This window comes from Pseudomonas protegens, assembly GCF_003732485.1.
GTDB lineage: Bacteria > Pseudomonadota > Gammaproteobacteria > Pseudomonadales > Pseudomonadaceae > Aquipseudomonas > Aquipseudomonas protegens_B.
Window position 1 is genome coordinate 53,089 of the sequence record NZ_MOAK01000028.1, and the last position, 12,084, is coordinate 65,172.

The 12,084-nt window shown below is 59.9% G+C and carries 10 protein-coding genes and 2 pseudogenes; 6 read left to right on the forward strand and 6 right to left on the reverse strand.

Annotated features, from left to right (window positions below):
• A pseudogene (locus BLX41_RS34340) lies at window positions 1-101 on the reverse strand (glycine betaine ABC transporter substrate-binding protein); the annotation flags it as partial.
• A gap of 330 nt (window positions 102-431) precedes the next feature.
• Between BLX41_RS34340 and BLX41_RS03890 the strand changes: the two are divergent.
• Window positions 432-1,985 (forward strand): glycoside hydrolase family 17 protein, encoded by a 1,554-nt coding sequence (locus BLX41_RS03890; protein WP_123723884.1) that lies wholly within the window; start codon window positions 432-434, stop codon window positions 1,983-1,985.
• A gap of 33 nt (window positions 1,986-2,018) precedes the next feature.
• Here the strand turns inward: BLX41_RS03890 and BLX41_RS03895 are convergent, their stop codons facing one another.
• Complete coding sequence (locus BLX41_RS03895; RefSeq protein WP_123723847.1) at window positions 2,019-2,384, reverse strand: hypothetical protein; 366 nt, start codon at window positions 2,382-2,384, stop codon at window positions 2,019-2,021.
• A 234-nt stretch (window positions 2,385-2,618) separates the two neighbouring features.
• On the opposite strand from BLX41_RS03895, the gene BLX41_RS03900 reads away from it, so the two are divergent.
• The 5 genes and pseudogenes from BLX41_RS03900 to BLX41_RS03925 all read left to right on the forward strand — a co-directional run bounded on the left by BLX41_RS03900 (window position 2,619) and on the right by BLX41_RS03925 (window position 8,740).
• Window positions 2,619-3,917, forward strand: a complete 1,299-nt coding sequence (locus tag BLX41_RS03900) for a serine/threonine protein kinase (RefSeq protein ID WP_123723848.1) — start codon at window positions 2,619-2,621, stop codon at window positions 3,915-3,917.
• Window positions 3,910-4,698, forward strand: a complete 789-nt coding sequence (locus tag BLX41_RS03905; RefSeq protein ID WP_123723849.1) for an MlaA family lipoprotein — start codon at window positions 3,910-3,912, stop codon at window positions 4,696-4,698. The genes BLX41_RS03900 and BLX41_RS03905 overlap by 8 nt, the downstream gene beginning before the upstream one ends.
• Window positions 4,699-4,840: 142 nt before the next feature.
• Entirely contained in the window at window positions 4,841-6,874 is a 2,034-nt protein-coding gene (locus tag BLX41_RS03910; protein ID WP_123723850.1) for an FUSC family protein, read from the forward strand.
• A gap of 179 nt (window positions 6,875-7,053) precedes the next feature.
• A pseudogene (locus tag BLX41_RS03915) lies at window positions 7,054-7,278 on the forward strand (IS5/IS1182 family transposase); the annotation flags it as partial.
• A gap of 556 nt (window positions 7,279-7,834) precedes the next feature.
• Window positions 7,835-8,740, forward strand: coding sequence for a LysR substrate-binding domain-containing protein (locus BLX41_RS03925; protein ID WP_123723852.1), 906 nt, complete (start codon window positions 7,835-7,837; stop codon window positions 8,738-8,740).
• A gap of 496 nt (window positions 8,741-9,236) precedes the next feature.
• On the opposite strand, the gene BLX41_RS03935 is transcribed toward BLX41_RS03925, so the two are convergent.
• The 4 genes from BLX41_RS03935 to BLX41_RS03950 form a co-directional block, all read right to left on the reverse strand.
• Window positions 9,237-9,620, reverse strand: coding sequence for an ectoine synthase (locus BLX41_RS03935; RefSeq protein WP_123723853.1), 384 nt, complete (start codon window positions 9,618-9,620; stop codon window positions 9,237-9,239).
• A gap of 27 nt (window positions 9,621-9,647) precedes the next feature.
• The gene (locus tag BLX41_RS03940; protein ID WP_123723854.1) at window positions 9,648-10,964 is read right to left on the reverse strand and encodes an amidase; all 1,317 of its coding nucleotides are present in this window, start codon (window positions 10,962-10,964) and stop codon (window positions 9,648-9,650) included.
• A gap of 35 nt (window positions 10,965-10,999) precedes the next feature.
• A complete protein-coding gene (locus tag BLX41_RS03945; RefSeq protein ID WP_123723855.1) occupies window positions 11,000-11,644 on the reverse strand; it encodes a GntR family transcriptional regulator in 645 nt (214 codons plus the stop codon).
• On the reverse strand, window positions 11,641-12,084 hold a 444-nt coding region (locus BLX41_RS03950; RefSeq protein ID WP_148059681.1), incomplete at its 5' end, for an ATP-binding cassette domain-containing protein. The genes BLX41_RS03950 and BLX41_RS03945, both read right to left, overlap by 4 nt.

The following is a 12,084-nucleotide window of genomic DNA, read 5'->3' on the forward strand; positions in this document are numbered from 1 at the left end:
ACGTAGCCGATGCTCAGGGTTTTGCTGTCGGCACTGGCCAGAGTGGAGCTGATGGCAAGTACCAGTGCGGCACCTGCGCCTAAGAGTCGTCGCATCTTCATCGTTACTTCCCCGAAAAGTGCAGTGCCGGGCGGCTGCCGGGCACGTCAACGTATGGTTATGGTGTTCAGCGCCTCCATCACGCCTCACCGCGAACGCGTTCGATCATCAGCGGAGTACTGATGCTTCGATCATCAACCCGACACCGCCCGCGACCTGCTCTGCCTGCGACCTCAAGGCAACCAGCAACGACATCAGATAGCCAGTAACCAGGCGCTGCGACCTCTCCGACAGAGGGCCCGCCCAAACTTTGCATGTCAAAATCATGCGAGCCACCAAGCTGTGGACAAATGCGGGTAAGATGCCCCGCTTTGTTCCCCTACGGCCTGACCATGCCCGCCACAGCCCGCTTCCCCACCCTAGCTTATCTGTTCGCCTGCCTGCTCGGCCTGCTGGCCCTTTGTGGCTACTGGTACGGCCTTGGCCGGCCGGTATCGCTGCCGGACGTCGCCAGCGCCAGCCACAAACTGCAATGCGCCTCCTATACGCCGTTCGACAAGGACCAATCGCCCTTCGACCAGCCGTTCAAACTGCGCCCCGAACGCATGGACGCCGACCTGGCGCTGCTGGCAACTCGCTTCGAATGCATACGCACCTATTCCATGACCGGCCTCGAAGCCCTGCCCGAGCTCGCGCGCAAGCACGGCCTGAAGCTGATGATCGGTGCCTGGGTCAATAGCAACCCGGTAGACACCGAGAAGGAAGTCGAGCTGCTGATCGCCTCGGCCAATGCCAACCCGGATGTCGTCAGCGCGGTGATCGTCGGCAACGAAGCCCTACTGCGCAAGGAAGTCACCGGGCCGCAACTGGCGCGGCTGATCCTCAAGGTCAAGGCCGGGGTCAAGCAGCCGGTCACCTATGCCGATGTCTGGGAGTTCTGGCTCAAGCACCCGGAGATCGCGCCGGCGGTGGACTTCCTCACCATTCACCTGCTGCCGTACTGGGAGGACGACCCCTCGAATATCGACGCGGCCCTGAACCACGTGGCCGAGGTACGCCAGGTCTTCGGCAACCGCTTTGCCCCCAAGGACGTGCTGATCGGTGAAACCGGCTGGCCCAGCGAAGGCCGCCAGCGGGAAACCGCACTGCCGAGCCGGGTCAACGAAGCCAAGTTCATTCGCGGCTTCGTTGCCCTGGCAGAACAGAACGGCTGGCACTACAACCTGATCGAAGCCTTCGATCAGCCCTGGAAGCGCGCCAGCGAGGGCGCAGTCGGCGGTTACTGGGGATTGTTCGATGCCGATCGCCAGGACAAGGGCATCCTCGCAGGCCCGGTGTCCAACCTGCCTTACTGGCCACAATGGCTGGGCGCGGGCGCGGTGATATTCCTCGGCACCCTGATCCTGGGTGGCCGGGTTCGCGGTCGACGTGCTGCGCTGCTATTGCCGCTGCTGGGCGCACTGGCGGCCTGCACCATCGGTACCTGGGGCGAACTGGCGCGGGTCACCAGCCGCTTCACTGGCGAATGGTGCTGGGCCGGACTGCTGCTGGGCCTGAACCTGCTGATCCTGGCCCATGCCGCCCTGGCCTTGAGCCCTCGCGATGGCTGGCGCCTGCGGGCCTTCAATACCCTGGAAAAGCGTGCAGGCTGGTTGCTGGCAACGGCAGGGTTCGCCGCCGCGGTGATGATGCTGGAGCTGGTGTTCGACCCGCGCTACCGCAGCTTCCCGAGTGCGGCCCTGCTGCTGCCGGCGGTGGTCTACCTGTGCCGCCCGGTGCGTGTGCCACGCCGCGAAATCGCCCTGCTGACCTTTATCCTGGGTGCTGGCATCGCTCCGCAGCTGTATCAGGAAGGCCTGGCCAACCAGCAGGCCTGGGGCTGGGCCCTGGTCAGCCTGCTGATGGTGGCCGCGCTATGGCGCAGTCTAAGGGCCCGCATCGCCTGATCCACACCCCCCGGCCGCAGGTTTTGCCTGCGGCTAGGGCTTGGCGGCGCGCACCAGGCGCAAGGCCGCAATCACCACCGCGAACACCGCCAGCGTGGTGTTGTACAAGGCCAGGGCCGGAATACCCACCAGCAAGGCCAGCACCGCCAGCCCCCAGCCAGCACGACCGGGCACGACAAACCCCAGCAGCGCCGCGCCCAAGGCACTCCAGCCCAGCACCTTGAAGTGGATCATCCAGCCCAGGCTGGAACGTAGCGAACACTCCCAGCGACCGGCCTCATCGACACAGACGCCCACCCACTGAGCATCCTCCATAAAGCCATAGCGCAGGCCATAACTGGCAGCCAGCCACAGCGGCAGGACAACGAGCAGCAGTATCACGGGAAGGCGGCGGGACATGAAACACTCCGAACAATCAAAACGGCGCCCAGCATAATCGTCCACGGACGCTTGGCAAGCACGACGCACAGATTACTGTTCAGCAAATAGCGGCAAAGTGTATCGTCCGGCTACTATCACCTCCCGGCAGGCCTGTGGCCGGGGTTATTTGTGCCCATCCATGGCACTTCGGCAGCAGCGCGGTGGTCATAGCCTGCGAACCTCATTCGGTACCTTCCTTCTAGGGATACAGTCATGCTTCGTTCCTTGCGCCTCGCTGCCTTATTCGGCGGCCTTATCCTGAGTGCGTCCGCACTGGCGGTGGATGTCGACCCGGCCAGCTATGGCTACCCGTTGACCAACCCCTTTGAAGCCACCATCGCCACCACCCCCCCGGAGCTGCGCCCGGAACTGCCCGCCAACGATGACATCCGTCAGTCCGACTACAGCCTGAACCTGCGGCCGGAGCGCGAGTTCATCCTCCCGGACAATTTCTGGGCGGTGAAGAAACTCACCTACCGCATCGCCACCCAGGACCACGCCGCGCCACTGATCTTCCTGATCGCCGGTACCGGCGCGCGCTACGACAGCAGCCTCAACGAGTACCTGAAGAAGCTCTACTACAAGGCCGGCTACCATGTGGTGCAGCTGTCCTCGCCCACCAGCTTCGACTTCATCAGTGCCGCCTCGCGCTTCGCCACCCCCGGGGTGAGCCAGGAAGACGCCGAAGACATGTACCGGGTCATGCAGGCCGTACGGGCCCAGCATCCCAAGCTGCCGATCACCGAGTTCTACCTTACCGGCTACAGCCTCGGCGCCCTGGACGCAGCATTCATCAGCAAGCTGGATGAGACCCGACGCAGTTTCAACTTCAAGAAGGTGCTGCTGCTCAACCCGCCGGTCAACCTCTATACCTCGATCACCAACCTCGACAAACTGGTACAGACCGAGGTCAAGGGCATCAACAACAGCACCACCTTCTATGAACTGGTGCTGGGCAAGTTGACCCGTTACTTCCAGCAGAAGGGCTACATCGACCTCAACGACGCCCTGCTCTATGACTTCCAGCAGTCCAAGCAACATCTGACCAACGAGCAGATGGCCATGCTGATCGGCACTTCCTTCCGCTTCTCGGCAGCGGACATCGCCTTCACCTCGGACCTGATCAACCGCCGCGGCCTGATCATCCCGCCCAAGTACCCGATCCGCGAAGGCACCAGCCTTACCCCGTTTCTCAAGCGCGCCCTGCAGTGCGACTTCGACTGCTACCTGACCGAACAGGTGATCCCGATGTGGCGCGCCCGCACCGACGGCGGCAGCCTGCTGCAACTGATCGACCAGGTAAGCCTCTACGCCCTGCAGGACTACCTCAAGGCCAGCCCGAAGATCGCCGTGATGCACAACGCCGATGATGTGATCCTCGGCCCCGGCGACCTGGGCTTCCTGCGCAAGACCTTTGGCGACCGCCTGACCGTCTACCCCCATGGCGGCCATTGCGGCAACCTCAACTACCGCGTCAACAGCGACGCCATGCTGGAGTTCTTCCGTGGCTAAACACCTCCTGCTTATCGCTGCGTTGCTCTGCGCAGGCTATGCCCAAGCCGACAACAGCAAGGCCCACACCCCCACGGTTCACGACCCCGACGGTTTCACCGAGCCGTTGAAGAAACTCAAGTTCAACCCGGGGCTGGACCAGCGCGAGTTCGAGCGTTCGACCCTCAATGCCCTGAATATCTATGACCCGCTGGAGTCATGGAACCGTCGGGTCTACCACTTCAACTACCGCTTCGATCAGTGGGTGTTCCTGCCGGTGGTGGACGGTTACCGCTATGTGACCCCGAGCTTCCTGCGCACCGGAGTCAGCAACTTCTTCAACAACCTCGGCGACGTCCCGAACCTGATGAACAGCCTGTTGCAGTTCAAGGGCCAGCGGTCGATGGACACCACGGCGCGCCTGCTGCTCAACACCACCATCGGCGTTGCCGGCCTGTGGGACCCGGCCACCAAGATGGGCCTGCCACGCCAGAGCGAAGATTTCGGCCAGACCCTGGGCTTCTATGGCGTGCCCGGCGGCGCCTATCTGGTGCTGCCGATCCTCGGCCCGTCGAACCTGAGGGACACGGCCGGCCTGGCGGTGGACTACACCGCCGAATCGGCGATCAATTTCCTCAACGTCTCGGAAGTCAGCAGCAACCACCCCGAGATCTGGGTGCTGCGTGGTGTCGACAAGCGCTACCAGACCAGCTTTCGATATGGCCAGCTGAACTCGCCGTTCGAATACGAGAAGGTGCGCTACGTGTACACCGAATCGCGCAAGCTGCAGATCGCCGAGTAACCCTGCCTCGCCCCGCCATCCGGCGGGGCGTCCGCTCCCCGTCAAAGCCCCTTCCTTCCCCGCTCATTGAAAAGCCGATTGGCACACCCCGGCAAAATCGATACGATACTAATCATTAGCTAGCTATCGACATGCCTGAAAGATGAAACTGCCGACCTTTTTCCGCGCCGATATCTGGCAAGCCCTCTTCGCCCCCACCCCTGCCGACCTGCTGTTCGCCGCGCGTAACCTGATTGCCGGCGGGCTGGCCCTGTACCTGGCGTTCCGCCTGGATTTCGCGCAACCGCAATGGGCCCTGACCACGGTGTTCATCGTCAGCCAGTCCAGCAGCGGCATGGTCCTGGCCAAGGGTGCCTATCGCCTGCTGGGCACCCTGGTGGGGGCCGTGGTTTCGATTGTGCTGATCGCTACCCTGGGCCAGGCGCCCCTGCTGTTCCTGCTGGCCATGGCCCTGTGGCTGGCCTTCTGCACCACGGGCGCCTCGCTGCTGCGCAATCATGCCGCCTATGGCTTCGTACTGGCGGGATACACCGCTGCCATCATCGCCCTGCCCGCCACCGCCGCACCGCTGCAGGTATTCGACCAGGCGGTGGCGCGCTGCTCGGAAATCGGCCTGGGGATCATTTGCGCCTCGGTGGCAAGCATCGTCCTCTGGCCACGTCGGGTCGAACAGACGCTGGCGCTCCAGGGGCGAGCAGCCTGGCTTGCCGGGCGCCGCGCCGCCGCCTCGGAGCTACAGGGAGAGGATCAGCGCAAGGGCTTGCTGGAAGCCCTGGGACGCATTGTCACCGTGGACGCACAGCGCGATCACGCTTGGTTCGAAGGCCCGCAGGGGCGCCGCCGCTCCCAGGCGCTGCGGGTACTGAGCCGCGACCTGCTGGGCTTGCTCAGGTCCGCCCGAGGCGTGGCGCGGCAACGGCAGATGCTCGATGCTGCCACCGCGCAGCAACTCCAACCCTTGCTCGGCGAAACCATCCAGGCTTTGCAGGCCGAACATGACGCGGCCCTGCCGCCCTTGTTCCAGCGCCTGCAACAGGCTCTGCAGGACCCATCGTTGCCCGCCGAGGGTCACCTGTGCCTGGTGCAACTGGCCCAGGTCCTGGAACGGGTGGAACAGAGCGCCCTGAGCGTCGGTGCCGTGGAACAGGGCCAGGTCCCGCCCGGCGCTCCCGGCGCCCTGTCCTGGCACCGGGATATCCGCCAAGGGGTGCTGGGAGGCCTGCGCAGTGCACTGGCCTTTCTCGCCGTCGCCAGCTTCTGGCTGCTGTCCGCCTGGCCCTCGGGGCTGGGGGCCGTCTCCATCTGTGGCGTGGTGCTGAGCCTGTTCGCCGGACGTGAGAACCCCGCCGCGTCTTGCCTGAACTTCTTCAAGGGCATTGCCCTGTCCATTCCCGTGGCGGCATTCGTCGGCCTTGGCCTGCTGCCGGCCTGGGACGGCTTACCCCTGCTGTGCCTGGGGCTGGCGGTGCCGCTGTTCTTCGCTTCGCTGTGCATGAGCCGGCCGAAGCTCGCGCCGATCGCCTCGGCGTTCTGCATCTTTTTCGTCAACAACGTCGGCCCCAGCAACCTGATGAGCTACGACCTCGGGGCGTTCCTGAACAAGGCCATGGCTACCCTGATCGGTGTCGGCATCGCCGTGGTGGTGCTGCGCCTGGTCAGCCTCAACCCGGGCGAGCAGCACTACCGGCGGATGTTCAAGGCTTCGCTGTTCGATCTGGCGCAGCTCACCTCACGCCCGCCGGAGCAGGCCGAAAGCTGGTTCGGCGGGCGCATGGCCGATCGGCTGATCCGGGTGTCGCGGTATTGGCAGATGCAGCCCGAGAACCGCCGCAGTCACTGGGACAACGGTCTGCTGGGGCTGGACCTGGGGGATGAGCTGCTGCAATTGCGCAGTTGCCTGGACCCGGCCCGGGGCACCCTGGCCACGGAACGCGAGCATTATCTCGCGCACCTGGCGACGCTGCTCAGGCACGGCGGCCCCAGCGCCAACCGCAGCGAACAGCTGGATGCGGTCTCGGCGGCCCTGCTCAAGGCCCTGGATGGCGACCGCGACCTGCCCCTGCAAGCCCGGGAGATGGCCCGGGCGGCGATCCTGCAACTGCAGTTCACCTGGCACCGCTGGTGCCGGCAGCAACCAGACACACAGCCAGCAGCCCGAATACTGGCCCAAGGATGAAGCGCCAGTTCGATGTGGTAGAACCCAACAAAGCTTGAATCACAGAGATCATTTCCACGTATGACGGCGGGCTGTACTTGGCCCTAGGGTCTGTTCCCGTTTCACATGGGGTAGCCAGAGATAGGCGCAGGCCATCGCTGAGCAGTAATCGGGGCATTGCAAGCTCATTTCGCTGTTGGGTCAGGTTGCGTAGCATGAAACGCAAACCCAGGCAGGGCTTGCCCTGGCGGTTTGATCGCCCCAGATGCCGGCAGCGCAATATCATTGGGCGCATGTTCGGATGGCGGAAGGAGAACCGCCGCATCCTTACGCGTTTCGATAAGCTCGCAACAAGTTTTACGGCAATGGTCTCATTGGCTTGTGCCATGCGGTGTTTGCGACGGTACTTTTCGTACAGAGCCTAGTACGGGATCTATTTTCTCGGCAGGTCGCTGGCTAGCCAATGAAATCGCAGATGAGCAGTGGCTTGGCTATTGCTGCGTTATTGATGGCGACTTCAATGCGTAAACCGAAACAGGCGACGATTGCTCACTCCGACCCAGTACAGCCGTTCTGATTAGTGCAGTTTTCTAACCTGTTGTCGCCGATGGAGTTTGAAAAACGTCACACAGTGCACTTGAAAATCCTAGAGTGCTCGGGAAAACTCAGTTTACAACACACATAAATTCGTTAAATAGCAGCACATGCATAGAGGCTGGCAACATTACTATTCGCCAACGACAAACGAAATGGCACCTGCATTTTGAGTTCGATCATGGCCCTAGAACTGACTCCACCTCAGAAACACCAAGAATTCCAAGCAGTCAGCCGAGAACTTTCCCGCATGCACCTGATAGTGGTTTAAATCGATGAGATGGATCAGTATTAGTAGAAACACCTCCAAATAATAACGACCTTTACTCAGCGCATCATTCCATCGAAGAATGATGCGTTCGATAAAGCCTGAGACCATAGATAGAAATGTCCAGACGCCTAGCCCCCTCCATTATGGCCCTGCAGTGCTTCGAAGCATCGGCTCGTCACTTGAGTTTCACTCGAGCATCTGAAGAACTGCATCTGACCCAAAGTGCTGTAAGCAAGCAGGTCGCACAATTGGAGGAGATGCTCAGAAACCATCTCTTCCATCGCGTACGCCGCCGCCTTCAGCTAACTTCGGCAGGTGAGCTCTATCTCACTGAAGTCGACAAAATACTGACCCAAATTGACATGTCGAGCCGATACATCCTTTCGTATGGGGGCGAAACCGAAGTGCTGCGAGTGGCCACACAACCCACTTTTGGCGCGCGCTGGCTCATACCGCATCTAAAAGGATTCAGCAAACGCTTCCCAAATATTCAGCTCGATATACGCAGCGAACTTGAACCATTCGACTTGCTCAAAGCAAAGGCAGATGTCGCTTTTTTCTTCGGCCCAGGATCCTGGCCAGGGGCCATCTGCATCAAACTTTTCGGCGAGGAGGTGGTGCCTGTTTGCTCTCCTGAAATACTGGCCGATCTATCGATCAGAAGCGCTGCTGACCTGACCGACCTTGTGTTGCTGCAATGCGCATCTCGACCCGAAGCTTGGCACGAATGGTTCCTCGAACAGCAGTTACATACAGAGAAGAGTTACCACGGGCCTCGCTTTGATACTTTTTACCTCTGTATACGCGCCGCCCAGGCAGGCTGTGGCGTCGCATTGATACCGAGATTTCTGGTCGCCGACGAAATATCCGAGGGCAAACTGGTGATTGCGTGGGACTACTCGGTATGCAGCACCGAATCACATTTCATGGCCTACGCAGAGCACGCGGTCGAAATACCCAAGGTGACGGCGCTGGTTGAATGGGTGCTTGAACGAGTGCAGCTTGAGAGGGGTACACTTTAAGAGTTCCGCTGTGCGCAAGATCATGCATTCATTTTCCCGCGTCATAGCCAGACGTTCTTCGCTTACATAGAAAAGACCATACAACAGAAACTTTCAATGCCCTGCCTCACCAACCCTACAAGCAACTTATAAATCGACTATCCAAGTCTATCCCCGTGCCCTGTCCGGTCACTAACAGTGGCACGGAGGCTACCGAAAACGCGCTGCAAATTGTGCGTACTACTACGGATCGCATGACTGTCATTGCATGACATGTCGCCTTTACTGGCGTACTTTTTCCACTCTAAACTTGAACGAAAAAGTCGCACCCTATATGCAACATATCGGCACTTTACCTGCCCCCCATTTATCATCTGCCTACCCGACTTCGCTGTTCACCCAATGACATATCCACATCATCAATTACAGTCGCGCAGAACCATTTAGTACCGGTACGTGCGCTCAGTCAGTGCAGTAATGGTAAGAGCCACCTGCCTTTGCAGCAGATACTCTAAGATCATTCGCTCGCGTAGCTGCCGTCGGCATTATGCGTCTCATTACCTGTCAGGGGCGGGGTGAATACACAGACGAGTAGCAAGTCTCCCTTCGTAGCTCGCAAAATGTGTGGATCATTTTCGTTGAGCGAATAGATCGTTCCCGGTCGGATTGGAAATACCTCTCCAGTGATCTTATGTTGAACTTCCCCTTCGCCTTCGATGCAGTAATTGCTCTCGAAATGATTCTTGTAATGCAGGTGCAGCTCTGAACCCTCCATGATGCGAGTCTCATGAACCGAGTGCCCCATGCCATGCTCGCGCACGATCATACGACGGCTCTGCCAGCCTGGACCGGAGACATTCCGCGAAGTACTGGCAATTTCCTGTGAGGTGACGACGATCATTTCAAACTCCTTATTTTGTTTTTAAATTCAAGTATTTATCGCGAGAAATGGCTCCAGCGCACAGGCCATAGCCAGAAGATTGCTGTCTGATGCGCGGCGGCCGGTCAGCATTAATCCGATCGGCAGACCTCCGATCGGGAGCGTTATGCTCGGCAGGTCAATCCGGTTCGCGAACTCAGTGAGCGAAAAAGAGCGGCTGTTCACTGCAAGATAGTGCGAATGCTCCTCAAGTGCGTCAACACAAGGTGGCATCATCGGTACAGTGGGAAGCAAAAACGCATCGAAGTGCTCGATCTCCCGATCGACTTGTTCTCGACAAGCCTGCAACGTCTCCAGTGCATCCTGATAGAGTTTTTCAGGTATCGCCTCCCCCAGCTTCAGCCTGACGGCAATCAATGGGTCGTAGAGTTGAGGCGACTGCTGCAACAGCTCCCTGTGCTGCCGATAGGCTTCGTAAGCTATGATCCGCCCTTCGGCGGCGATCTTCGTACCAAGCTGCAAGCTTTCTAGTGGAATCTCACTGATCGTTACCCCCGCGCCCGACAGCACGTTGATGCAATGTGACACCGCGTTCCGAACCTCCTCGTCAACGACAACTGCGTTGTAGAAAGCCGGCACCGCCAAGCGAATATCACGAGCCTTGGGGAGCGGAACATCAATAGGGTTGCCGCAGAGAACGCCATCGACCATCTGGCACATTTGCGCAGAACGAGTCATAAAACCAGGCACGTCGAATGACGTGGATAACCATTTCATGCCGTCGGCCGGATAACGGCCACGGCTCGGTTTGAAACCCACTACGCCGCAGAATGCTGCGGGGATACGGGCTGATCCGCTCGTGTCCGAACAGACCGATATGTCGCAATACCCCCTCGCGACGGCCACCGCAGCCCCGGAGCTGGACCCACCAGCCACCCGCTCTTGCTTTGCATCGAGGGGCGTACGAGGCGTCCCGAAGCTGGTATTTACGCCAAGGGCACCGTAGGCAAATTCCGTCATGTTCGTCTGCGCTATCAGTGTCGCCCCAGACGCTTCCAGCAAAGTCACGATCGTGGCGTTTTCCTCCGCCGTAGGCGAATGCGCCAGCACCTTGGACGCGCAGCTGGTCGGCCATCCCTTGACGTCAAAACACGCCTTCACCGTCATCGTCAAACCGGCAAGCGGTGGCAGCGGATTTCCGGCCAGCCGACGTTGCTCCCAATCCACGAGTTCCTCGTGTGCTGTCGCAAAGCGCTCGGCGAGGAAAACAGCCCGTCCCTCCCAAGAGCGCGCCTCATAGTCGGACAAGGCCGCGGTAAACGCAGAGACGCCCGAAGGTGGATTCTGTTCGAATGGCAGCGGCATTTTCCGGCTTACCCCATCTGGATGCACGTGTGAGCCTAAATGAGCTTCATCAGCATCGCTTCGGCGTCGGTCAGGTAGGCTTCAAGGCGCTCTGCGGCCTGATCACACTGGCTCGCGGAGAGCAAAGCGTGGATTTCAGTCTCCCGCTTTAGCCAGGGATCCTGGAATGTGCGCTCCTGTGCCCCGGTCACAAAAACAAGTCGCAACTGGGTAACCAGCAAAGAGAACATCTGGTCGAAGATCGGGCTCTCATGCAGAGCGACAATCTCCTGATGAAAACGCAGGCTTGTCGTTGCCGCTGCCGGCCAGTCCAGCCGTGCGACCGCCTGTTCGCTTTCGCGCGTCACATCTCCTAGCCGCCGCAACCAATCTGCCGGCACCTCCTTGCGGCCACGTAGCGCTGTCAGCTCGACGGCGCGGCGTACAACAAAGATATCTTTCAGTTCCGCCGCAGAGAGACGTTTCACACGAACGCTCTTGTTGCGCTCCTGTGATAGCAAACCCTGCTGCCGAAGCAATTGCAGGGACTCACGCAGGGTATTGCGCGAAACACCATAGACGTCGATCAATTCGGCTTCGATCAAGCTCGCCCCACTGAGAATCCGCCCACAGAGAATTTCGTTGCGGATCTCGTTTGCGACGCGGACAAAAGCGGGAATATTCGGGGTGTTTTCGATCATGCTTGGCTCTCATTTGCCGTCAGGTTTTTCAGGAACGTCCTGAGCTGAGGGTACAGGCCGGCCTTGATATGGGTGGGCGTATCGTCGCAAATCACCTGGCCGCTTTCCATGAACAAGATCCGGTCAGATACGTCGAACGCGAAATTCATCTCATGCGTGACGATGACCATAGTGACCCCCTCATTCGCCAGCGAACGTATGACGGCCAGCACTTCGTCCACAGTCTCCGGATCAAGCGCAGACGTCGGCTCATCAAAGAGGATGATGCTCGGAGACATCATGAGGGTGCGAGCAATCGCCACACGTTGCTGCTGACCACCAGAAAGCTGGTGCGGATACTTGTCGGCATGGGCCGCCATGCCAACTCTTGCCAGGGCGTGGAACGCCCGCGCCTTGAGCGCGGCTCTCTCGCCGAGGCGATGAAAAAGCGGGGCAAGCAG